The sequence below is a fragment of the Providencia sp. 6390 genome (assembly GCF_058148425.1).
In genome coordinates this window covers 86,105-110,057 of record NZ_JBYVYL010000005.1, presented here as the reverse complement: position 1 = coordinate 110,057, position 23,953 = coordinate 86,105, and the positions used below count along the sequence as shown (strand labels likewise).

The 23,953-nt window shown below is 40.1% G+C and carries 26 protein-coding genes; 11 read left to right on the top strand and 15 right to left on the bottom strand.

What is annotated here, in order from left to right; genetic code table 11:
* Window positions 1-13 precede the first annotated feature (13 nt).
* The 3 genes from AC3Z9T_RS12085 (at window position 14) to AC3Z9T_RS12075 (ending at window position 1,580) form a co-directional block, all read left to right on the top strand.
* Window positions 14-340: a DMT family transporter gene (locus tag AC3Z9T_RS12085; RefSeq protein WP_490126378.1), complete on the top strand. Its 327-nt coding sequence runs from the start codon at window positions 14-16 to the stop codon at window positions 338-340.
* A 148-nt stretch (window positions 341-488) separates the two neighbouring features.
* Window positions 489-824: a tRNA-binding protein gene (locus AC3Z9T_RS12080; RefSeq protein ID WP_490126377.1), complete on the top strand. Its 336-nt coding sequence runs from the start codon at window positions 489-491 to the stop codon at window positions 822-824.
* A gap of 57 nt (window positions 825-881) precedes the next feature.
* On the top strand, window positions 882-1,580 hold the full coding sequence (locus tag AC3Z9T_RS12075) for an AraC family transcriptional regulator (protein WP_490126376.1): 699 nt from the start codon (window positions 882-884) through the stop codon (window positions 1,578-1,580).
* Between the two features lie 32 nt (window positions 1,581-1,612).
* On the opposite strand, the gene AC3Z9T_RS12070 is transcribed toward AC3Z9T_RS12075, so the two are convergent.
* The 11 genes from AC3Z9T_RS12070 to AC3Z9T_RS12020 all read right to left on the bottom strand — a co-directional run bounded on the left by AC3Z9T_RS12070 (window position 1,613) and on the right by AC3Z9T_RS12020 (window position 10,503).
* Window positions 1,613-2,020 (bottom strand): DUF2628 domain-containing protein, encoded by a 408-nt coding sequence (locus AC3Z9T_RS12070; protein ID WP_490126375.1) that lies wholly within the window; start codon window positions 2,018-2,020, stop codon window positions 1,613-1,615.
* A 461-nt stretch (window positions 2,021-2,481) separates the two neighbouring features.
* A complete protein-coding gene (locus tag AC3Z9T_RS12065; RefSeq protein WP_490126374.1) occupies window positions 2,482-2,820 on the bottom strand; it encodes a helix-turn-helix domain-containing protein in 339 nt (112 codons plus the stop codon).
* A gap of 17 nt (window positions 2,821-2,837) precedes the next feature.
* The gene (locus AC3Z9T_RS12060; protein WP_490126373.1) at window positions 2,838-3,662 is read right to left on the bottom strand and encodes an MrpH family fimbial adhesin; all 825 of its coding nucleotides are present in this window, start codon (window positions 3,660-3,662) and stop codon (window positions 2,838-2,840) included.
* 20 nt (window positions 3,663-3,682) lie between these two features.
* Window positions 3,683-4,213 (bottom strand): fimbrial protein, encoded by a 531-nt coding sequence (locus AC3Z9T_RS12055; protein WP_490126610.1) that lies wholly within the window; start codon window positions 4,211-4,213, stop codon window positions 3,683-3,685.
* The gene (locus AC3Z9T_RS12050; RefSeq protein WP_490126372.1) at window positions 4,213-4,704 is read right to left on the bottom strand and encodes a fimbrial protein; all 492 of its coding nucleotides are present in this window, start codon (window positions 4,702-4,704) and stop codon (window positions 4,213-4,215) included. Before AC3Z9T_RS12050 ends, AC3Z9T_RS12055 begins: the two co-directional genes overlap by 1 nt.
* Window positions 4,705-4,715: 11 nt before the next feature.
* Window positions 4,716-5,270, bottom strand: a complete 555-nt coding sequence (locus AC3Z9T_RS12045) for a fimbrial protein (protein ID WP_490126371.1) — start codon at window positions 5,268-5,270, stop codon at window positions 4,716-4,718.
* The gene (locus tag AC3Z9T_RS12040) at window positions 5,263-5,844 is read right to left on the bottom strand and encodes a fimbrial protein (protein ID WP_490126370.1); all 582 of its coding nucleotides are present in this window, start codon (window positions 5,842-5,844) and stop codon (window positions 5,263-5,265) included. The genes AC3Z9T_RS12045 and AC3Z9T_RS12040 overlap by 8 nt, the downstream gene beginning before the upstream one ends.
* A gap of 12 nt (window positions 5,845-5,856) precedes the next feature.
* Entirely contained in the window at window positions 5,857-6,609 is a 753-nt protein-coding gene (locus AC3Z9T_RS12035) for a fimbria/pilus periplasmic chaperone (protein WP_490126369.1), read from the bottom strand.
* 31 nt (window positions 6,610-6,640) lie between these two features.
* Window positions 6,641-9,319 carry an outer membrane usher protein gene (locus AC3Z9T_RS12030; RefSeq protein ID WP_490126368.1) on the bottom strand — a complete coding sequence of 893 codons (2,679 nt, stop codon included), beginning with the start codon at window positions 9,317-9,319 and terminating at the stop codon, window positions 6,641-6,643.
* Window positions 9,320-9,339: 20 nt separating this feature from the next.
* On the bottom strand, window positions 9,340-9,885 hold the full coding sequence (locus AC3Z9T_RS12025; protein ID WP_490126367.1) for a fimbrial protein: 546 nt from the start codon (window positions 9,883-9,885) through the stop codon (window positions 9,340-9,342).
* A 93-nt stretch (window positions 9,886-9,978) separates the two neighbouring features.
* The gene (locus tag AC3Z9T_RS12020) at window positions 9,979-10,503 is read right to left on the bottom strand and encodes a fimbrial protein (protein ID WP_490126366.1); all 525 of its coding nucleotides are present in this window, start codon (window positions 10,501-10,503) and stop codon (window positions 9,979-9,981) included.
* 682 nt (window positions 10,504-11,185) lie between these two features.
* On the opposite strand from AC3Z9T_RS12020, the gene AC3Z9T_RS12015 reads away from it, so the two are divergent.
* On the top strand, window positions 11,186-11,740 hold the full coding sequence (locus tag AC3Z9T_RS12015) for a tyrosine-type DNA invertase (RefSeq protein WP_490126365.1): 555 nt from the start codon (window positions 11,186-11,188) through the stop codon (window positions 11,738-11,740).
* A 425-nt stretch (window positions 11,741-12,165) separates the two neighbouring features.
* On the opposite strand, the gene AC3Z9T_RS12010 is transcribed toward AC3Z9T_RS12015, so the two are convergent.
* Together AC3Z9T_RS12010 and AC3Z9T_RS12005 are read right to left on the bottom strand one after the other, a co-directional pair.
* A complete protein-coding gene (locus AC3Z9T_RS12010; RefSeq protein ID WP_490126364.1) occupies window positions 12,166-13,059 on the bottom strand; it encodes a pirin family protein in 894 nt (297 codons plus the stop codon).
* Between the two features lie 110 nt (window positions 13,060-13,169).
* Window positions 13,170-13,448: a GNAT family N-acetyltransferase gene (locus AC3Z9T_RS12005; RefSeq protein WP_490126363.1), complete on the bottom strand. Its 279-nt coding sequence runs from the start codon at window positions 13,446-13,448 to the stop codon at window positions 13,170-13,172.
* A 212-nt stretch (window positions 13,449-13,660) separates the two neighbouring features.
* On the opposite strand from AC3Z9T_RS12005, the gene AC3Z9T_RS12000 reads away from it, so the two are divergent.
* The 7 genes from AC3Z9T_RS12000 (at window position 13,661) to AC3Z9T_RS11970 (ending at window position 20,511) form a co-directional block, all read left to right on the top strand.
* Entirely contained in the window at window positions 13,661-15,361 is a 1,701-nt protein-coding gene (locus AC3Z9T_RS12000; protein WP_490126362.1) for an inositol phosphate phosphatase SopB, read from the top strand.
* 260 nt (window positions 15,362-15,621) lie between these two features.
* Window positions 15,622-16,743 carry a M42 family metallopeptidase gene (locus AC3Z9T_RS11995; RefSeq protein ID WP_490126361.1) on the top strand — a complete coding sequence of 374 codons (1,122 nt, stop codon included), beginning with the start codon at window positions 15,622-15,624 and terminating at the stop codon, window positions 16,741-16,743.
* Entirely contained in the window at window positions 16,740-17,015 is a 276-nt protein-coding gene (sgcB, locus tag AC3Z9T_RS11990; RefSeq protein WP_490126360.1) for a PTS sugar transporter subunit IIB SgcB, read from the top strand. The genes AC3Z9T_RS11995 and sgcB overlap by 4 nt, the downstream gene beginning before the upstream one ends.
* 21 nt (window positions 17,016-17,036) lie before the next feature.
* Entirely contained in the window at window positions 17,037-18,350 is a 1,314-nt protein-coding gene (gene sgcC, locus AC3Z9T_RS11985) for a PTS sugar transporter subunit IIC SgcC (RefSeq protein WP_490126359.1), read from the top strand.
* Window positions 18,351-18,361: 11 nt separating this feature from the next.
* A complete protein-coding gene (gene sgcQ, locus AC3Z9T_RS11980; RefSeq protein WP_490126358.1) occupies window positions 18,362-19,168 on the top strand; it encodes a BtpA family protein SgcQ in 807 nt (268 codons plus the stop codon).
* A gap of 122 nt (window positions 19,169-19,290) precedes the next feature.
* Entirely contained in the window at window positions 19,291-19,719 is a 429-nt protein-coding gene (locus AC3Z9T_RS11975; protein WP_490126357.1) for a PTS sugar transporter subunit IIA, read from the top strand.
* A gap of 18 nt (window positions 19,720-19,737) precedes the next feature.
* On the top strand, window positions 19,738-20,511 hold the full coding sequence (locus tag AC3Z9T_RS11970) for a DeoR/GlpR family DNA-binding transcription regulator (RefSeq protein WP_490126356.1): 774 nt from the start codon (window positions 19,738-19,740) through the stop codon (window positions 20,509-20,511).
* 49 nt (window positions 20,512-20,560) lie between these two features.
* Here the strand turns inward: AC3Z9T_RS11970 and AC3Z9T_RS11965 are convergent, their stop codons facing one another.
* Entirely contained in the window at window positions 20,561-22,012 is a 1,452-nt protein-coding gene (locus AC3Z9T_RS11965) for an amidase (RefSeq protein WP_490126355.1), read from the bottom strand.
* A gap of 460 nt (window positions 22,013-22,472) precedes the next feature.
* Entirely contained in the window at window positions 22,473-23,852 is a 1,380-nt protein-coding gene (locus AC3Z9T_RS11960) for a PepSY-associated TM helix domain-containing protein (protein ID WP_490126354.1), read from the bottom strand.
* Window positions 23,853-23,953: the final 101 nt, after the last annotated feature.

The following is a 23,953-nucleotide window of genomic DNA, read 5'->3' as shown; positions in this document are numbered from 1 at the left end:
TAAGGGGAACATTATGTTTACTGGATTTTTATGGTTGGCATTATCGATTGGTTCTGAAATTACAGGAACGTCGATGATTAAAAAAACCAATAGCTTTAGCAAATTAGCGCCGTCAATTTTAGTTATCATTGCCTATTGCTTATGTTATTTTGCATTAACCCGAGCAATGGGTTATATCCCTGTTGGTGTTGCATATTCGTTGTGGTGTGGTTTTGGCATCGTTGGTGTGACACTCGTTTCGATGATTTTGTACAAGCAAAAACCGGATTTCCCTGCTGTATTTGCGATGGGACTCATTATCTCTGGTGGTATTATTATGAATACCTTTTCTAATATGTAGCATTCATTATTGTGATAGTCTGAATCGCCTTGCATGAGGCGATTTTTATGACGGTTTGACAATATAAAATGCACGTTTGGCAATAAAAGTTATATTCAATTTTGTGCTAGTTTAGATAATAAGAAAAATGATGAATAGAGACTAGAGTATGCAACTAATTGAATGGGATGACTTCACTCGTGTGGAAATGCGTGTCGGCACGATCATTAAAGCAGAAGTGAATAGCAAAGCCAAAAAACCTGCTTATGTGATGGAAGTTGACTTAGGGGAGCTAGGCATTAAGCGCTCAAGTGCACAGATCACAGTAAATTATACCCCTGAACAGCTTATTGGTAAGCGCGTGCTATGCGTCTGTAACTTTGAAGTTAAACGTATTGCAGGAATCAAATCAGAGGTACTGATCACAGGCGCACCAGATGAAAAAGGGGCGATTGTGCTCGCAGAATTCAACTTGCCACTACCTAATGGAGCGCTACTCGCTTAAACTTTAATTTTTAAAACCGTTATACTTCTCTTATTCGCTGTGAATAGGAGCCATCCATTGTTATTACCTGAACTGCATTATCGACAATACTCTGAAGATGTGATTTCCCATCAACATGATGGGCAGTGGCAGATTGTGTTTGCATTATCAGGGTCAATGGAAATCAATATGCATCGGCAGCACTTTCTATTAGATGCAGGGAGTGGGGTGGTTATCGCGCCTGGGGTGACACATGCCTTTAGTGGCCAACAGGGTAATCAAAATTATGTGTTGGAAATGCCTACTACCTCACAATGGAGCGTTGATGAAAAGCTGACTCAGTTTTCGTTGACGCCTGCGGCGATTGGTTTACTCAATTGGCTGCAACGTTTTCCTCAGCCACCCGAACAAAACTTTATGTTAGCACGATTGCTGCTGGCACAGTTGAAGCCTGAAAACCAATGGATTGACGCGGTCAACCAATGGGTGGATGCACGATTACATTTACCGATTAGTTGTCAAGATATGGCGAATGCATTTTGTATGTCGGTAAGCACATTGCAACGTAAACTTAAGGCAGAAATACAATTAACGGCAATGCAATTTATCTTACAAAAACGTATGGAAACGGCGAGCCGTTTATTGATGACAATGGCGTCGATTGAACAGGTTGCATTATCAGTAGGTTATGAATCCCATTCCGCGTTCAGCCAAGCTTTTCGGTTATTCTATGGTAAAACTCCGATGGAGTACCGTTCTACAAAACCTATAAAATAGGCTGCACTTTTGGCAGCCAGCTCTCTAAATCATTACACAAGGCGTAATCCTTCAAATGGATTCCAGCCATCTAGCCCTTTGGTTTCTTTTAAATAGTAAGCATAGTTGGCAATTGATGCCCAAACTGCGGAAATACCGACGCCTAAACCTGTAAATACGCCCTGTGGCATGGAATAACCTGTCATTGCATCAATAATAGATAGCACGAGTGCAAATGCGATTGTGATACCAAACATGACTAAGCCTTTTTTCCATAAACCTAAAATCAGGAAATAAATGATACCGAAGAAAAAAGCAAAAAAGTTCATACCAATCAGAATTCTTCCGCGAAAAGATTCTGCTTTGAGTGCCGCTTTCGCTTCTGCGGTGCTTGGTGCTCCATATTGTTCAAAGAAAGCAAAGCGTTTTTGCCATTTTTCAGAGTATTGTTTGTTTTCCATGGTGATCCCTATCACATTGAGTCAATATAATAACGCAAGCCTACAATGGTATTAATTATTTATCTATCGTAATAAGATGAAATAATTCAAATGATAAAAATAAGAGATTATTCCTATTATCCTTATGTTAAATAAGTATTCTTACAATAGGAGAATCACTTGTATAAGTGATTCAGACTGCTGACAAACGTATTTTGTTTGTGGTCGTTAAGGTTTTTGAAATAAACTAGGAAAATCAATTTATTGATTTTCGGCTGATAACACGAAGTGGGAAAAACCACGCTTTTATCCCACTTCGTCAACAACCTCAACCACTTGTATAAGTGATTTTCAGCCGTTGATTTAAATGTGTTACTAATTCATTGTTATTCAGGTTATATAGCGTCCAGCTATTAACTTAACAAAAAAGCCAGTCATATGACTGGCAAAAATATGAGGGAAATACTAAGTGACGCCAAAGATTATTTAGAAAACAAAGTAGTTTCTGCTTGTAATTGCATTTTGCTATAGCCTTTATTTGGAATAGGGTAATACTCAGGATCTTCATCTAAAAATTGAGCCAATTGATCCGTAATATCTTCTAAGAACCAATGCATTGGTGTTTTTAGAGCGACTGAGATGCGAAATAAATGCAGCAAATCGACTTTGTTCTTACCTCTTTCATAACGTGAAATCTGCTGTTGGCTGACACCAAGTATTGTCGCCAATTGGGAGCCTGTGTAACCCAACTCTTTGCGTTTTCTTAAGATCCGTTGACCAATCAGATAATGCATCTTTTCACTATTATTTTGAATATACATAATGACCACCTAATTCATTAAGGTATGGTTAAAATGACAGAGCCAGCACCAGCAAATGGCCCTGCGCTAACGCGCCCATTGACTTCTAGTTCAGAGCTAATCTGAACTGGGGTGGTGCCATTCTTAGGCACAAAAATTTTGACGCCTGTTTGTCCTGCAATATTATTGTTTAGGTATAAATTGGCTTTTAGGCTGTTATCCTTACGAAGTGGCACCTTGCCGCTATCTGCTCCTGAGGCGATAACTAATACCGTCATCTCTTGGTTACAGGTGACATTGAAAGATGTGGATTTCCTTGCTTTTGGTAGGCTAACTTCATCAATATCGCCGTAATTAATATTGATACTGGACTCAACAATGCGGCATGCTCCTACAGGAGGTGGTGCGATACCACATAGTGAGCCGGGTAGAAGATAACCTGAAGTTTCTACTAGGCCCGAGTTGATGCTTTGATAGAAAAGCCCTACACACTCTTGGTTTTTCGATAGTGCGTCCCCGGTATGTTGAGCAGTACCTCCTAAGGGGAAGCTGTTATATTGCATAACCCTTGCTCGGACTTCTCTCATGGTTTTTAAACCCGTTACATTGGCGAGAGTTTTTGTTACTCGACCCGGCTGACCATTCGCGTTGTGTTTATGGTTAATATTGATGTAGCAGGCAGACCAATTAGCACATGGGCTTGGCGTATAAGGATCTTCTTCATCCCAACGCTCAATCACATAGGTATAAGTGGCGTTAGCAGGGTTTCCTGTCGACTCTGTAATATAAGAAAAAATTGCCGCAGAAGCAGAAAATGAGCTAGCTGCTATACTGGCGGTGAAAAAATAGGATAACCATTTCATATTAGTGCGCAGCCTCTGAGTTATTCGTAGTCTAGTTTGAATGTGGCGATGGCATTAAAAGGGCCTCGTTTGATCTCTCTTTTATTGATCGCGTCAGGTTCGCCTTTCAGATAAGCCTTAAACTTCAAGGCAGTCGTACCATTTTGTAGCGCTAGCTTTTCACCTTGAGTATTGACGGGTAGAAACGTGCCATCCGCATCTTCAATACCAATCGCAAATCCACTCGCATTACTGCTTGGTTGTAATGCAAGGTAACCGGGTAGAGCCATATTGGTTGTACCAGAAAAGGTGACATTGACGGATTTGCCTACACTGGTATCGCATTCGGATAAATTGATCGTAAACGCTTCGCTGACTGTCCGGCCGTAGGCATATAAGTTTTTATCGGGAACATTACCGAAATCTAAACGGACTGATTCATCGCCAGGTTTGATGATGCAAGGCTCCTCCACTAAGATCCCATGGAAATATAAGTTATCAGGTATCGCAAAGGTGTAACCTGCATAAGGGAGTATGAGCATCAATGCCAGTGTCTTTATGCTGTTGTTCATCATTGGTACTCCGCTAACAGTGTCGCTGTCACTGAAAATGGCCCTTCAGTGAGCGTAGAGCCCGGTCGTTTAATCGGAACCGCTTTGATCGCTGGTGGCGTTGTCGGCGTGATAGTTATCGGTTTGTTGATCTCAAAAGGCTTACCACCTTGGGTGATGCGGATTGCTAAGTTATTCACATTGGTCTGCAATGCCGCACTATCAAAATTGCTTTGTGGCCCTGAAACCGAAAGTTTAAGCACCCAGCCTTTTGAGTTTTGTGCGCATACCAATTTATAGTCGACATCTTGTGTGTAATTAATGCCATCAAGACGGTGAATACCAACGTTTTTACCAAAAAAAACGTCAATTACATCATCGTCTTGGATGGTGCAGGCCGGTGGCTCAAGCAAAATACCGTATAACTTCATATTGGAAGCGAATGAGCTACTAACGACTAAGGTCAGTAAAAGGCCAATTACCAGGCTGTATTGTTTGTTCAGCTGAAGCATAGGGATCCCTCTCACTGATATTCAATTAATAGAGTGGCGATTGACTCAAAGTAGCCACCTTTAAGGTTTGCAGTCAGATCACGTACTGGCACTACTGAAAACTGGGGGGCATTGGGGTAGATGAAATCCACTGTTTTCCCAACGGGTAGCTTGCTATTGTTGTAGAGAACGGCAATGCCAAGCCCATCAATGTTGGTTGAGAGCGATTGGTTATCAAAACCCGCTTTAGTACCTTGTACTGACATTTTCATGGCGTTTTTTGCTGATTCAGGCATTTTGTTACATTGCACTTTGTACTGAACGTCTTTTTTATAGGCTGAGCCATCAATACGGGAGCTCATGACTTCGCCAAAATTGACTTCGATAAGATTGCCATCATTGATAATGCAAGGTGGAGGTGCAATCACCGTACCAGTAATGTTGACGTAGACAATACCGGGCACTGCACGTGGTTGAGCGATTGGATTGATCCGTGATTGAGGCAAATCTGCATAGGCAGTGGATATCCCAAAAAGTGCGCCTACGCACAGTAGCCATATATAAGGCTTAATGTTTAAATCAGTCATAATTCACCCTAAAATCCATTACGGCTCTGAAATATCCCTCACTCAATTTTTCAGGAGTGCGAACTGGGGTGACGTAATAGGTCAATTGCCCTTGAGGGAATTCAAGAAATTGTGGGCGGCCACGGCTGCCTAAACGGATCGTGTTCTTCTGTTGATCGGTAATTTTCAGTGCCAGCCCACTAATACCGCTGACCGACAACATTTCAGGGAAATGGGTATCGGCAGGGGCAACAAATGACACAGTAACAATAGGTTGCATTTCGCTCCATGTGGGGGTGTCGGTTCGTTGATCGTAGAGAACACCTTGTGATCGAATGCAGTCACGAAATAGCAGAGTGAAAGGCACTGGCTCTGCCTGATTGCCCGGTTTACGTAAACGATAAGCCGAAACATCACCCAGAGAAATCTCTTGCCATGCAGAAGCCATATCTAATGTGCAGGGCGCCTCAGTTAAGGTGCCACTTACATGTATTTCGCCATGCAGCCCCTCGACTTGCCAATTATCGCTATCGGCGGCCAATATTGGGGGAGCTACACACAATATGGCGCTACAAAATAAGCGTGCCTTTTTCATGCTAATTCACCATTAATTATCGGAAGAAGAGGCAACGGTACAGTTAGTGCCACTGCATTTGAATGTCAGCTTCGGCCGACCACCGTAATCATTGATATAGGTGAGCACTGGTGCAGACCCTAGGGTATTCGCACTGCCGCGCAGAGTGGCATTTCCCTTTGGTGAAATCATGACAGGCTCAAAATTGTTGACCGTGTCACTCTTCAGATCTTTAGCTGCATCAACAATCGTCACAAAATAAGCGGTTGGGTTATACACTTGGTAACTATCCCCTACGCGCTGTAGGGTAATTTTTTCCTGCCATGGATTATCGAGATCGCTTCGTGAGGCATAGAGCGCTTTTGGGCGGTAGAACAACTTAATACGGGTCTGTAGCGCAATTTGCAGCACATTAGGTTGACTACTTTTAGGTGGAATTTCACGTAAATTAAAGTAGAACACGCTTTCCCTGTCTTGCGGTAACTTAGTGATATCTGGCAAAGATTGAATTTTGACTTGGCTCTTATCACCAGCCTCCACACGTTGTACTGGCGGTAAGACAGTGAGTGGCGATTCGATTTTGGCGCCATTAGCATCTTCGATCCAACCTTGAGCCAAGTAAGGAAGCTCTTTGTTTTGGTTGGTCACATTGAGGCTGATGGTTTTTTCATCACCATTAAAAATGACACGAGTTCTATCTAAAGCGATGGCTGCATTTGCTTCACTACAAAGAACGGCAGTTAATGTCATTGTGGTGGTAAAAAGTGCGATATTATTCATTTTCATAGGTATTAACTCTTTTTATTAAGCTTTATCTCTACAGTGATGCATCGTCAGGTGAATACTGAATATTGGGTGGTGTCAGTAACCAACGCTCACGGGGAATGATGCTTGGTACGGGGGCAACGGGTGGTTGAACACTCTTGGTTGCAGGTACCGCAGCAACATCCACAGGCGTTGCACTTGGGTTCATATCACAAGGCAGTAACAGTGAATTAAATTCGACGCTTTCAATATTTTGAGGGATCTGGATACGACATTGTGTCTGCCCATTCCAACTCACATCCAATATTTCGTTTGGATTGATACCTGAAAGGTAGACAGAACCATTATCATTAACGATGCCAACCTCATGTTTCTTAGCATTAAGGATTGAGGAGCCAAATGGTGGATAGCTACCATCAGCAAGCGTCAAACGAACCATGGTTTTTAGGCCAGAAAGCACGTCAAATTTTCGATAGGCGATAGCTCCTTCAGTGACGGTGAATTGTTGTACAGATTTCACCGCTTCAACGTTGTCTGGCAGTTTGTTCAAATCGACACTGGTACTCATACGGTAATAATCATTGATATCTGCAATAACGGCCTTACCGAATCGGTTAGTGCGTGTGTTGGCTCCAAAGCCTTTGATTGGAACATTAGCGACATTATCGGTATCCACCATGACTCGGCTTGCACCAGGTAAGTTAATGCGATGCAGTGCTGCGCCATAACCGGTTAATGTTGCACCGCCTTGTAATGAAAGTGCTGCGGAAGAGTAATCGCCTGAGACATAGCTGGCGTTTCCTGTCACGGTGGCAGCATCACCATAATGAATGTAGTAACCATTCGCGGTGGCTTTACCGCGTGAACTTAAACCTGTACCAAGGCGATAGCTGTTTCTGTCATCAAGGCGATCGTAATAACTGACAGAGTGGGAGTTGCCTGTTCTATTAATCATGCTGTTATAGCTAACGGTTGCGGCATCGCCCATGGGCATGGAAACGTTGAGGTATAAACCATCATCGTTCTTTCTGCCTTCATATTGGTTACGGAACGCATTCAAACTAACGTTAATATTTTTGAATTTACCGAGATCAAAATATTTAGAAAGCGCAAGGTTGTAGCGCTTGGTATTTGGCCTATTCCAATAAGTTTCATGGCTATAATCAAAGTAAGCGCTCAGACCAAGTGCAACAAATTGCTTATTCAGCATGATGGTATAAAGCTCTTTGGTATTGTCTTGTGCGGAATCACGATAGCGTCGATCGAGATATTGGTTCATATTCATGAAATCGCGTTCAGAGAATCGATACCCTGCGAACGTCACTTGGCTATCATATTGTTCAAAGCGTTTTGAATAGCTAAGGCGGTATGAGCCACCTGTATAAGTCTTATTATCAGAAGGTAGTTTGGCTCTAGACTCGGTGATATCAAAGGAAATCGCACCAAACATCATGAGATCGCGCCCCACACCAACAGATAGCGCGTTATAGTCACCTGCACCAAGTAAACCACCATAGAGGGACCAACCATTTGATACACCCCAAGAAAATTCGCCTAATGCGAATCCAGGTCCTTCAGTGCGATGATCCATATTACTTGGGCGACCACCGATTAATTTAAATTGCACACGTCCGGGGCGGGTTAAATATGGAATGGTTGCGGTGTCCATTTGGAACTCTTGGACTGCGCCATCTTGTTCTTCAACGCGTACATCAAGTTTACCATTTACGGCATCATTTAAATCTTGAATACGAAAAGGGCCGGGAGCGACTTGAGTTTCATAAATAACGCGTCCCATCTGACTGATCGTAACTTTGGCGTTAGTTTTGGCAACACCGCTGACTTCTGGTGCATAACCACGCAAATTCGGCGCTAACATATTATCTTCAGAGACTAAACTCGCACCAAGAAAACGGAATGAATCAAAAATACCTGAGCGCAGGTATTCTTCACCGAGGGTTAATTTTGCACTCAGCTCAGAGATCGCCCGATAGGCATAATATTGGCTCCAATCCCAGCTACGCTCCGTAGATTGCCCGCTGGTATCGTTATAGTTTGCCTGCCAATTTGCACGGAAACGCCATGCGCCAAGGTTAAAACCCATTACACCATTACCTGTCACTTGTTGGTTGGTATTCGAATTTTTATGGTCGGTAACTTGGGCATTAATATTGTAATCAAATAGCGCCCCTGAAACTCCATTATCCCAACGTGAAGGCGGATCCCAGTTATCAGCAGTGTATTCGAGATAGGCTTGTGGAATGGTGATACTAATGGTTTCTGTAGCAAGAGAACCTTGTGCTGACATTCCTTCAATGGAGTCTAGTTTTAAGCATTGTCCATCATGCCACCATTGTGCTTTTTTTTGCCATTCACTACGTAATGCTAATTGAGAAATAATCTCTGGCGATAAACAAGGAACAGTTGTTTGCTCATTTTGTTCAGAAATAATATAAGGTATATCATAGGTTGATGGCAGCGTATTATTATTTAAGCTGATATAAAATGGGTAAGTACCTGGCATAATATAGCCAGCTTGAGTAAATTCGCTTAAATCGATATTTTCACGATCTTTGAGATCGAGAATATCGGTATTAAATTCAATATTCTCATGAGCTAAAACAGACTGAGTCTGTGCGATCGCAATAATTACCATTAATGCAATTGGATTAAAATAATGACGCGTTGAGTCAGCTAAGACTTTATTTTTTTTTGTTAATAACGGAGCCATAATAGTCCCTTCGCGATAACTCAGTAATAATCCATTTTGAAACGGACGGTGGTTTGATAATTTCCTGATTCAAGTCGCTGATTATTTGTGACTAAACGCATGCCATAATTTAGCGTCATTGAACCTGACTCAATGCTACGAGCAGGCAGTGGTTTTCCAGGAACTGCATGATTTCCTTGTTCATCTGTAATTTTTAATGAAACTCCTTTTGCGTGACCGAATAAACGGAAATTATCGCCATCATGTGAACCATCAAAAGTAATTTCAAACGACTGCCAGTCAGGTTTACCCGGTGTTAATGGTGTCAGGACGCAATTAATCAAACGAATAGAAAATGGGCGAATAGGGCCTTGTTTATCATGTATCATTTGACTGATGGGGATAGTCTTCAATTCAATAGATTGATTACGGCTTCCAGCATCAATTGCACAAGGGCTATCAATAATTGAGCCTTCAACTGTGACATGCCCATCACCCTGCATTGTTCGGTATGTTTGAACATTCGCACTAGCAGGGATGGCTATTATTCCTGAAACCACCATGGCTAAAATGCCAAAGTGATTCATAGATGTACTCCGTTTTAAATAATTACCTATATGTTCGCCATATATGTCTGCGATAAAATAAGGCCTATACTTCCCTGTTTAGGCCTTCTACTATTATTGATAATTTAAAGCGAAGGTTGCGATAGCTTTGAATTCACCCGGTGTTACTGCATTGGTTTTGTGACCTTGCATATAAGCAGAGAAGTTTAGGTCGTTATTACCATCTCTTAATGTCACAGCATCTGAGGCTGTACCTAATTTGATCTGTTTGCCGCCTGCGTTTGTCAGAACGATGGCGGCATTTTGTGCTTTACCTTCGATAGCTAAAGAGCCATCAACGATATCGCTTGACGCTCCAGTGAAGGTGGTTTGTACTGTTTTTAGTGTTTCCGTGGTACAGTTTTCTAATGCGATTTTAAAATTACGGGAGTTACTACGATTGCCTTCTTTTAATTCTGCAGTAGAAATTTGCCCCATACGCACGATTTGATCTGATGTTTCAGGGGTAATTGAGCAAGGTGCGTCAATAATGGAACCAACAAACGTCACTGTACCGTGTCCTTGGTCTGCCGCATTTGCTGCGCCAGCAGCAATTGAAAGTCCTAAACCTAAAACTAATGCAATTTTATTCAGATTCATTTTATACATTTCCATTAAATAAAAAGACGTTATAAAAATTAAATAAAAACAACGAATTCATTAGCTGTTTTTATTCTTAATTGATTTCTCTAATGTGTTTGAATTTGATGCAGCAAATAGAACTCACTAGCAGTGAAGTTATTTTCTATGAACAAGAAATCGAACAATATGCACCAAACTGTCCAGTTAAGTTTTTAACTTTATGAAAATACCTTTATTGAAATAAATGACTTTATTGACACGTAATATCATTATTTTATTGTGTTTTTAATTGGTGTTAAGCGTACTCTAGGAAGGCTTAACTTTTATCCCTCTGTCATTTTAAGAACCCTAAAAAAATAAAATAAAATTAACTGTTTTGTATCAATGCGTTATGGGATGTGATTGATGTGATAACACGGAATTTGACTTAATTCGATAATGGAACAATAATACGGACAGTTTGGTGCAAAGTGTTAATTTTAAATGTAAAAAATGGATATTAGCTGTTGCTTTTGTCGGTTTTACTCACAATAGGTAAAGATAAATAATCAAATTTATCCCAAACTTTTAGTTTTGAGATGAGTTATTTTGACCATTTTTATCGATTAAAAATCAATCGTTAGTTTATTTTTTTTTAAGTTTTGCTATGTTAGATTCATCGCGATTTCATGAAATTACTTTTTAATAGGAAATAAATACTATGAAGCAGAGGAAATTTTTAACTCGATATGAAATAGATGCAATATTGGCTGAAGCCAAAAAAGGGCGTTATTCTGAGCGAGATTACTGTATGTTATTAATGTGCTTTATACATGGTTTTCGTGTTAGCGAATTATGCCGTTTATCGCTGCAAGATATCGATCTTAATTCAAAAGTTATCTATGTGAGGCGTTTAAAAGGTGGATTATCAACTACGCAGCCTTTAGTTGAGAAAGAGTATAATGCATTAAATGAGTGGTTGAATATACGTCGCCATTGGCGAGAAGCTGATTCCCCTTGGATTTTCTTATCACAAAAAAGTGGTGCTATTTCTCGCCAACAAGTTTATGGATTAATTAAAACTTATGGTCGAAGGGCTGGAGTGGCAATTGAAGCACATCCACATATGTTACGTCATTCATGTGGCTATGCACTGGCAGATTTAGGGCGTGATACTCGTTTAATTCAAGACTATTTAGGCCATCGAAATATTTCACATACAGTTATTTATACAGCGAGTAATGTAAAAAGATTTTACCATATTTGGGATATATAATTATTAATAATACTTAAGTTAAAAAGAATTTTCAGCAATTCAATATCGTATCGGTAATATAAAATATATCTTGATATTAAAGGGTGTTTATTTTTTCTGATTATAATATATATTGCGTTACAAATACCATGTTTGAAATATATGGTTACAATTAATCTGCTAATACTCGACCATTTTAAATTGACATATTAATTTGTTGCTTTAAATAAACAAAATAGTTGTAATTGCTGCTTTCATTTGCATTTATTTTCACTAGGGTTAATTATAATTCAACTGGTTTTTTATGATATTTTAAGATTATTCTTGCCTATTTTATTTGAGTACAAGAAATAGAAACGATATTTTGGGGTTTCAAAATGACTTTTACTGGTATATTTTACTCAATTAAGAACTCAAGTAGGCTTCCCCCACTTGAGTGCCTTATTTTATGGCATTAACGGTGAAGGCGTTGGAATGCGATCATCATTGACCACATGGCCAAAACGAGGGCTACCTTGATTCCACTCTTCAATTGCGGCGGTAATGTCTGCTTTTGTGCGGCCAATGAAATTCCACCACATTAAAATCGATTCATTCAGTGGTTCGCCCCCTAATAAAAGAAGATGGCTTCCAGCTGAAAGCTTTACAGTGACTTGGTTTAGGTTATGACCTAAATAAACGAGCTGATTAGTTTGGCTCTGCTGAGCTTCAATAATTGCATTGCCTTCAACAATAAAAATGCCATATTCAAATTCAGGCTGTAAGGATAGCGTTATCTCTTCGTTACCTTTTGTTGTGATATCGAGTCCTATTAACGATGAAAAAGATAAGGTTGGGGCTTTGTGGCTTTCATATTCGCCAACTAATAAGTGCAACTGAGCTGAGCCTACAGACCACTTTGGTAAAGTCGGGTAATGATCAAAACGTGGGGCAATATCTTTAACGGCTTCTGGTAATGCTATCCACAATTGAATCGCATGTAATTTATGGCTTTCTCCATGAGTATCTTCAGAGTGACTAATACCTTTGCCTGCGGTCATCAAATTAACTTGTCCGGGACGGATCACTTGCTCATAGCCTAAACTGTCACGGTGAAGCACTTCACCTTCGATCATCCAAGTGAATGTTTGCAACGCTGTATGTGGGTGTGGCGCGACACGCATTCCTTCTGACTCACCTTTAAATACGGTTGGTCCTGCATGATCGAGAAAACACCAAGCACCAATTAAGCGTCGTTCTTTTGTCGGTAAGACTCGCGCAACAGGTAATCCGCCAACATCTTTAATACGTGCATTGATTTGCTGGAAATTAAGATCGCTCTGATTAGTTGGAATGCTCATATCAACCTCTTGTATTCGTCGTTCTTCAAGTTGCAGTGCTTTTTGTTAAGGTATGATGACTGCATTATTCATTTGTAGGGTGACTGCACTTTATATATTCTCAACAGCGACTACTGGCGAATATCATTATATTCAGGTGTTCTATCAAATATGGCTTTCGCAAAAGGGCAAAGCGGAATAATTTTTCGGTGCTCAGCACGCATTTTTTCGACAACTTTTGCAACTAGTTGTTTGGCAATGCCTTGGCCTTTTAGGCTTTCATCGACAATCGTATGATCAATAATTGCAAGCTCTTCACCTGTGTAGACAAAGGTGATTTCAGCAAGGCGCGTTTGCTTATCGTCAGATAAAATAAAAAAGCTAGTATGGTCAGATTGGATATTTGGCATATAACACTCCCAGTCATGAAAGCGGATTTTTATTTAGCTTAGTGAAGGTTTAACAGAAACACAATTAGGTTTACCTGTTTATTTTTATCAATTTATTTGAATGAGATTATTTTTATAAAATACTGTTGATATTGGTAGGTGTAATCGATTTTTTATATCGAAGAAAAACATTTTTCTATTGAATGATTTTTTTATCTTACTAAGGATACATTATGAGAATAAAAGGTAGTTACTCTAGATTAGATGATATTGACCGCTTAAGACAGTCTAATAAAGCAACGATAAAGCATGAGTTAAGTATAAATAGTCAATCGCTACCTCAAAGTATTTTTTCCGTGAATAATTCCCCTTCAAAACATCAATTTTCTTATGCATTGGAGAAACTATTACCCTATGAATCTTACTCCTTTTGCGATCATCATAACCATAATGGAATTACTAAAACTAAAAATGAACTTGTCCAATTTCAAAAAGTACTTGTTGATATAACACGGAAAGTATTAATCAATAAAAATATACCAGATAACTCATTGAAAGAAATATCTTCAAAATTGGATAATTTATCCAATGAGAAAAATAGATGTCTTCACCCAGATGAGATAAATAACACACGACAACTTCAGAGTGAATTGATTTATTTTATTTATTCTGAAATGAAAAGTTACGATAAAAAAATATCATTGAATGATGTAAGAGAACTATTTAATAGAGCATCTAAAGAACATTATAATAATAAAGAGTGGAAGGTTATTGAAAAAGAAATAACATATAATCATGATAAGTATTTATCAATATTAACTCCAGCCTCTCAAATGAAGTATAGCAGTGATGGTAAGGATATTTTTTATGCTAATCACTATAATGATAAAGGCGTTAGCTCTAAATCAGGCGATGAAACAAAGCATGCAGTTAATTTGTGGATTTCAGACTTTCAAAATAAAGATAATAAAACACTATTTAAAGGCATTCGTCATGGCGTGATATCTCCTTTTATGCTGCCAAAAGATAGTCATGAACGAAAGGAAGGTGCTATAAATAGAGCTAAGGAAGTCGCTTTAGCGGCACTTTTTTCTCAGCCAGATTTGTATCAAAAAGCATTAAATAATGAAGTTGTCACATTGCGTATGTCGTCAACTTCTTTACTAACCTATATGTTAGATGAAATAAGTATGTTAAAAGATCAAGCTAGTGCTTGGGAGCAGTTAAACGCAAATAACATTCTGACATTGAATGTACCAAATCAACAGGGTGAAATCCAAGAAATAAGAATAAAACTAGATGTTATCATATTAAATTTTGGGGTAAATGAACTGGCGTTTTCAGTTCCTAATTATTTTAATGGCTCGTCGAAAACTAAAACACTCAACAATGATGGTTTATCGAAAATTTTAGGTGAAAATTATCTAAAAAATAATGAAATAGGTGGGTGGGTAAATGAGTATTTATCTAATAATCCTAATGCAAATAATCATAATAAAGTGAGATCACTCTGTCAGCAAATAAAAGAAATATGGAATAAAAAACTGTATAAGAAAGACGGTAATGAACCTTATAAAATGGCTCAACGCATTGCGATGTTGACTTATGAAATAGGTGCTGTCCCTTGTTGGAACTGTAAAAGTGGTAAAGACAGAACTGGAGTATTAGATGCAGAAGTAAAACGCGAAGTGATTAGCTATGATCAAAATCATCGTTTGAATGAAGTAGGGCATAAGCTGACTCGTAAGGAGCAATCGCTATTTCAAAATGTATTATTAAACAGTGGTAACCTTGAAGTTCAACAATACAATACAGGCGTTGTAGGTAGCAAAGTAGCAAAAGATATGCCTAAGTTACTTGCACTATCTTATAAAGAACGTATTGGAAATGAATTTGTTCGTCAGCAAGTGCAAGGGTTATCATCGTTAGTCTAGATTTACCTATCTTATTTAGAGGGGTACACAGGTACTCCTCTGTCTTCTATGACATCATTGTAAATATCCTTTAATTCCTATCTGCAATTACCTTCCCACTGAACAATCGTCATGAGCGAAATTGTTGCGTGTTTGTCACAAAATTATTTCAAAATGTTAATTTAAACCATGAGAAGTGATCTTAATCACAATAAACCCGCCGTTTTTTGCATATAAATCGCTCACATTCATGTCGGTTTTATCAAATGGAGATCATCCTAATGGTATTTTCTACTCGAGATACGCTCTTTTCTTTATTGACGTTAGACGGTATTTCAGGGCACGAATCTTCTATTGCGGTAGTGATGAAAAATCACTTTACAGCCACGGCAAAAGAGGTTTGGCAAGATAGATTAGGTAATGTGGTGGCTCGATATGGCAGTGAAGTACCTGATGCTATGCGTTTGATGGTGTTTGCACATATGGATGAAGTCGGTTTTATGGTACGGAAGATCGAGCCATCAGGTTTTATTCGTTTCGAACGTGTAGGAGGGCCTGCACAAGTGACCATGTCAGGCTCAGTGGTTCGCCTTGCTGGAGAGTTTGGCTCAATACCTGGTTGCATAGGTATTAAATCTTACCATTTTGCGAAAGGTGATGAGAGAACACAATCACCTTCTGTTGATCAGCTATGGATTGATATTGGTGCAAAAGATAAAGCAGATGCTGAGCGAATGGGGGTAAAGGTCGGCACAGCAATAACGCTATATAACCCACCGCAAGAGCTAGGTAATGACATGGTTTGCAGTAAAGCGCTGGATGACCGCCTAGGCTGCACGGCTTTACTTGGCCTAGCAAATGCCATTCATGATCAACACCTTGATATTGCAGTCTATATTGTTGCCTCAGTACAGGAGGAATTTAACATTCGTGGGATCTTACCTGTATTAAGGCGTGTTAAACCTGATCTGGCTATTGGAATTGATATTACCCCTTCTTGTGATACGCCTGATCTCAGTGATTACTCCGATCTTGTTATCAATAATGGCGTAGGGATCACCTGTCTAAACTATCATGGTCGAGGGACTCTTGCGGGGTTAGTGACCCCTGTGCGTTTAATCAAATTATTAGAAAAAACCGCCGCAGATCAGCAAATCCCAGTTCAAAGAGAGGTGGCTCCAGGGGTTATCACCGAAACGGGTTATATTCAAGTTGAGCAAGATGGGATCCCTTGTGCCAGTTTATCTATTCCTTGCCGTTATACACATTCTCCCGCTGAAGTGGCTAGTTTACGTGATCTAAATGACTGTATTCGGCTACTGACTGCATTAGCGACATTATCAGCGCATCAATTTCCTATCGAGTCTGATTCAGACACTGATCAAGAGGTGATTACAAAATGAAAAAAGTCCTCGTTGCATGTGGAACCGGTATGGCGACTTCCACCATGATCGCCCAAAAACTTCAAGACTATTTGGCTTCTGAAGGTATTTCAGTATCAACATCACAATGTTGTTTAAATGAAATTCCACTCAATAGCCGTGGTGTTGATTTGATTATTACAGCAATGAAAACGGACACCGATTACGGTGTGCCTTCACTAAATGGAGCAGCTTTACTCACAGGGATTAATGATGATGCATTAAAACAAAAAATTAAGGCATTGTTATCATAATAGAAATGGGTAGGTGACATTATGTTTGACTATATACTTTCATTAGGCGGTACTGTATTTGTCCCAATCGTCATGATTATTATTGGTTTAATATTTCGCATTCCGTGGCTACAAGCGATTAAAGCAGGTGTAACAGTCGGTATTGGTTTTGTGGGAATGGGATTAGTGATTGTGATGGCAATCGATAGCCTCAGCCCGCCGATCAAAATCATGATAGAGCGCTTTGGTTTGTCACTCCACATACTGGATGTTGGTGCAGGGCCCGCATCTGGGGTGGGATATGCAACCGCCATTGGTGCAGTGATCATCCCAACTATCTTTTTATTGAATATTGCTTTGTTGTTTACGCGACTAACAAAAACAATGAACGTCGATATTTATAATTATTGGCACTATGCAATCACAGGAACTGTGGTGCAAATAGCGACAGGAAGCCTCGTTTATGGTATTGCAGGGGCGATGTGTCACGCCATCTTATCCCTTAAAATGGCAGATTGGACGGCAAAACGAGTGCAAACGATTGTGGGCTTAGAGGGGATTTCGATCCCACAAGGCTATGGTTCCAGCTCAGTTCCCTTATTTGTTCTTCTCGATAAGATCTATGAAAAAATTCCATTCCTGAAAGGGAAAAACATTGATGCACAAGCGATCCAAAAACGCTATGGCATGGTGGGTGATCCTGTGATCATCGGGGTGGTACTGGGGCTGTTATTCGGTCTCGCGGCGGGTGAAGATTTCAAAGGCTGTGCAACCCTTGTGATTACGGTTGCAGCGATCATGGTGCTATTCCCTCGCATGATCCGCTTAATTGTTGAGGGGTTATTACCGATCTCTGAAGGTGCACGTAAATTTTTTCAAAAACATTTCCATGATCGTGAAGTCTTCATTGGGCTAGATTCAGCGGTCACATTAGGTCATCCAACCACGATTGCTGTTGGTTTGATCCTCATTCCTATCATGTTAGTGCTTGCCAGCGTATTACCACTCAACAATGTATTACCACTCGCTGACTTACCTGTTGCCCCTTTCTTTATCTGTATGGCAACAGTGATCCACCGTGGAGACTTATTACGTACATTGATCAGCGGCGTGATAGTGATGAGCTCTGTTTTATTGATTGCCAGCCAATTTGCGCCTTTCTTTACCGAGATGGCACGCAATGGCGGTTTTGAATTTGCCGCAGATGGCACACAGATTAGTGCGTTATCAGTCGGCAATATGTTTGGTTGGTCAATATATGAATTGATGTCATTTGGCTTAATTGGGGTTGTGGTGACCGTCGGAGTGGTTGCCTGTGTGGTTATTTTTCTACGTAATCGTGAATTATCTGAATAAGGAGTGTAGAGATGAGTTGGTTAAAGGAAGTGATTGGAACGGAAAAAGCCGTTATTGCAATGTGTCACTTACGTGCCTTACCGGGCGATCCTGATTTTAATATACAGCAAGGGATGCAATGGGTCATTGATAGAGCTTATGACGATTTGATGGCGTTACAAAATGGTGGTGTTGATGCTGTCATGTTTTCAAATGAATTCAGCTTACCTTATCTTACTAAAGTTAAACCTGAAACAACGGCCGCCATGGCGCGGATCATTGGGCAACTGATGAGTGAAATACGCATACCTTTTGGTGTTAACGTTCTCTGGGATCCCATTGCATCATTAGATTTAGCTATGGCAACAGGGGCTAAATTTATTCGAGAAATTTTTACAGGTGCATATGCAAGTGATTTCGGGGTATGGAATACCAATGTTGGCGAAACTATTCGTCATCAGCATCGTATAGGGGCATCTGAGGTAAAAACATTATTCAATATTGTTCCAGAAGCAGCGGTATATCTGGGGGGACGAGATATTTGTTCGATCGCTAAATCAACCGTTTTTAATAATAAGCCAGATGCCTTATGTGTTTCAGGGCTGACAGCAGGCTCTAAAACAGACAGTACGATTTTAAAACAAGTAAAGGATACGGTGCCGAATACTGTGGTATTTGCCAATACAGGGGTATGTCTAGAAAACGTTGAAGAGCAACTAAGTATTGCTGATGGTTGTGTGACTGCAACAACGTTTAAAAAAGAAGGTATTTTTGCCAACTTTGTCGATCAAACACGTGTGGAGAGGTTTATGGAAAAAGTACGCAGCATTAGGCAATGAAAAGGAGATAAGCAAACAGCTTATCCCCTTAGATGACAATATAGAGCCCCGCAATCTTCGCCAAAAGGTAGGCAGGGCTCTATCAATAAGAGTATACCGAACCCAAAAGGAGTCAATACACAATGATTGATGATGCTAAATGGATCCAAATAAACCAAACAGCAAAAGATTGGCAAGAAGCACTGACGATAGCTTGTGCTCCGTTGATTGAGCATGGTGCCGCTGAGATTGGCTACTTACAAGGCATCATTGAAAACACCAAAAGTTGGGGTCCTTATTATTTGATTGCGCAAGGTATTGCTATGCCGCATGCACGCCCAGAACAAGGTGCCATTTACAACCAAATCACACTGACAACATTAAATCAGCCAGTTGTTTTTGGTCATGAAGATTGTGATCCGGTGTGGTTATTGATTACGGTTTGCGCTACTGATAGCGATGAGCATATTCGATTGATTCAACGTATCAGTGAATTGGTTGATAGTCCTTTATTACTCGATGAGATCCGCACTGCAAAAACAGTAAGTGATGTTTTACCTTTACTAAACTAAAGCTGAGGAAATCCGTTTATGAGTTTGTATAAACCTGATCGGATCCAACAAATGCTACAGTATTTGTGGAAATGCCGAGAACTATCAACGCAACAGGCTGTTGAGTTATTTGGTTGTGCAGAAGCCACAATCCGCCGTGATTTTCAATATATTGCTGAACACTACCCAGGTATGACACGGACACACGGACGTATTGATTTTGATGATAGCACGACAGACAAAGAATCACAGTTTGATGTTAGGCGTTCTTTGAATTGTGCATCTAAACGAGAAATCGCATTGATTGCTCGTCAGTTGATCCACGAAGGAGACTGCTTTTTCCTTGATTCAGGATCGACGTGTTTAGAACTCGCCAAATGTCTCGGCAATATTAAAGTTAAAGTGATCTGCAACGATATAAAAATTGCTAATCAGCTTGGGGCATTTCCAAATGTTGAAAGTTACATTATTGGTGGATTAATTAGACCTGGGTATTTTACGGTAGGTGAAAGTTTGGCTTTGGAAGCCCTGAATGCCTTTGCTGTTGATCGTGTGTTTATGTCTTGTGATGCTTTATCGATTGAGATGGGGATCACCAATGCCACTATGTTCGAAGTTGGGGTAAAGCGTAAACTGATCACTCGCTCGCCAGAAGTTATTTTACTGGCGGATCACACTAAATTTGATATGGTTGAACCCCACGCGGTAGCAACATTATCCTGTATAAAAATAATCGTTAGTGATAGTGGATTACCTAATGAAACTCAGCAACGTTATCGGCAAGCTGGGTGTGAATTAAAATGTACTTATTAGTTGAATAAGCCTGCCTTATTGATTTTAAAGCAGGCTTAACATCGATCAATCAGATCACTTCATTGCCCGCCCAAATCTGCGGATGCAAATGCGCCCAAGGTGCCGCATTTTCGATTTGCCCTGCAAGACTAAACAGCTTGGTCTCAAGCCCAAAACCTGCGGTAAACATAGCACCGATAGGGAGTTGTGTTTGTGGGTCAATACCCGCTGGAACGGACATCGAAGGTAGCCCTGCGATATTGGCAACTGCCGTGAATGGCGATTGATTGAAAACATGCTCAATCCATCCTAAACCATCAACGCTATTTTGTACCTGATTATACTCGCCGATTTTTAGGGGAAGCTCAGCGACCGTCGGACTCATTAAAATATCGTACCGCTCAAAAAAGTGACCAAGTCGACGTGATACTGTATTTCTGGTGGTGATTGCAGCTAAAATATCCATTCCGCTGATATTTTTGCCATATTTATAGGCAGCAAGAGTTGCAAGCTCTAGGTTTTCTTCATTAATGAGTCGTCCCGTGACTGACGCAACATTGTCTATCGATGCGGCTGTATTTAAATTCCAAAACTGCGCGTTTGCATAAACGAAAGCTTCCCAACTCACTCCTATATCAAGTTGTATCGCATCGATGTGATGACCTAGCGTTGACAGCAAGTGTGCCATTTTATCGATAGTGTGAGAGATTGTTGTATTGGTTGTTCGGCCTGTTGGTGGATTAATGATTAATCCAATTTTTAATGAGCTGGGAGGCTGACTCACTGAGCTTAAAAAACTCTGTGCTGGTGGTGCGGTGTAATAAGGTTCCCCAACAGCTGGAAGACTAATAGCATCTAATAGTGCTGCACTATCCCTGACTGTGCGACTGACCCCTAAATGCGCTAGTAAACCACTCCAAACTTCATCTTGCAAAGGACCACTCGAAACTCGCCCTCGTGTAGGTTTTAAACCAAATAAACCGTTTACAGCGGCGGGAACCCGTATGGAGCCTCCGCCATCCGTTGCATGCGCCAAAGGCACCAAGCCAGCTGCAACAGCGGCAGCTGATCCACCCGTTGATCCCCCTGCATTGTAAGTTGTATTCCATGGATTGCGTGTTGGCCCTGTAAAACGCGCTTCTGCGGTAGTACTGATAGCGAACTCAGAGGTGGTAGTTCTTCCTAAGGTGACTAAACCTGCCTGTTTGTAGAGGCTCATCAATGTCGAATCATCATCCATAACCATTCCTTGAGCCAGTTGACTACCTAACTCATATTTTTTCCCTTTCATGGTGATAGCAAGATCTTTAATGAGAAATGGCGCGCCATAGAGTGGTGATGATATGTTTGCATTAGGTTCGACATGTCCATGCCAAGATTCGATAATTGCATTAATATGTGGATTTATTTTGTTGATTGCAGTCAATGAGGCTTGCATGACTTCATCGTAAGTCACTTCTTTTTTTACGATTAGTTGTGCTAAACCAATTCCATCATAAGAAACGAATTCATTTAATTTCATATTAGCTCCAGTGTTGGTCATTAAACCTATACTCGGCACACTTCACGTTGCAGCGTTATTGCCTGCGTTCACTCGCATTAGTCACATACTTATGTATACGCCTAGCAACTCATTCACTTGTCGCCTAGCTGCACCATGAATTATTTAGAGTACATACTTGTCATCGCTGATATGTGGCGGAATTCATTCCCTTTTAAAAAAACAAAGGAAAACCGTTACATTTTATTGTATAGAAAGGATTAATCATTGGTGGTGGCATGGTCACCAATACGAATTTAGGCATATTTAAAAAATCAAAGCGAATAAAAAACACAATTATGTGAAATAACCCATTATTTTCATAAATAATGGGTTATCGATTGCTATTAATTTACATTGTCTATTAATTTTCTAGCGATGTGTCGTTATTTTATGGTGAGATTGTAGATCTCACCTTGTATTTATTCAGATAAAACCTCAGTTATTTTTTGTACTTCTTCCAAAGTAAAACATCAATTAATAAAAATACCAATAAGCTAGCACCTAATACCGGTAAGCCATAACCCAACACAATAGCGAGCATCACAATCAATATTTGCCATGGTATTGATAATGATAACCAGCATGCAGATAGGGTTTGTAATGGATTATCTTGTGGGCGGCTAGGACGGCGTATCCACCACATACGGTATCCAAGCACTAATAATAAGCAAATACCAAAGGAGAACCCGAGCAATAGCAGTCTATTCGCCATTCCAAATAGTTTGCCCATATGAGCATCAACACCCCAACGTGTCAATTTGGCCGCCATTGGAAACTTGTCAAAATAAACATGATCGGTAACGCTATAATTGTGTGGATTAATCGCAATCGAGTCTACTTTTGTTGGCCAGTCACGCTTATTTTCTGTGACCGTCCATGTATTATCGGCTGTTCTAGGTTGACGTATTTCCACATTATCGGCGTTGATCCCATTATGGCGAGCGGTATATAAGACAGTCTCCCAATCTGAATCAGGTTTATTAATACCTGAAATGTTACTTTGCGATTGTGTGCTCCTATGATTGTCTTGTTTATGTTGATGAGCATCATGATGATGACTCGATAATCTGACGGTACTTGAAAGATTCAACTTAGTATTCAACTGTGGCGTTAGCCAATTTAATGAAGCGCGCATAGCGTTTACATTATCACCAGCCCATCGTGACCATGTAAGACCTGTGGCTGATATGAACAGCATTCCTACAAATAATAATAAGCCAAGAGTTATATGCCAATGTCGAGTCAATGCAAAAGAGCTGAGTTTCTTTCGTTGTGAGTGCTTACGTCGATGACTTATCCATAATATGACACCGGTAGTTGCTGAAACCCACAGCCAAGAAGCTGCCAGTTCGCTATAATGTCGCCCAATACTTCCTAAATAGAGCTCTGTATGTAATTTAGTTAGCCATGTATGTATAGGTAAAAAACCAGAAGTAGGTGAGAACAAATAATCTGCTTTAATGGCGAGTGAATAAGGGTCAATAAAAATAGTACGTAATTTATCAGACTGCATATCGGGATACACAAATTGGATATAAGTCGTCTCATCTGACTGAGGAGCAGGGCGTACCTTATGAATAAAGTATTGCTCACCGACATAATGACGAGCAGCTGAAATTTGTTGTGAAAGTGGTTTGCCGTTACCAGAAGGCTGTGTAGTTAGGACATCGCGGTAAATAATATTTTCAAACTGAGCAGAAAGTATGTATAAAAAACCGGTTAATGCCGCAATAAAAATGAAGGGTGCTATAAAGATGCCAATATAAAAATGTAAGCGATGTAATAACGTAATAAGTGAGCGACGATTTAAAGGTTGCATGGTTTACCTCAACACCAGTCAATTGTTGGAAGATTTTATTTTATTTTATGATTTTTATTGTAACAAATTAATTATAACTATAAGTTGTGGGTTTTTGATTA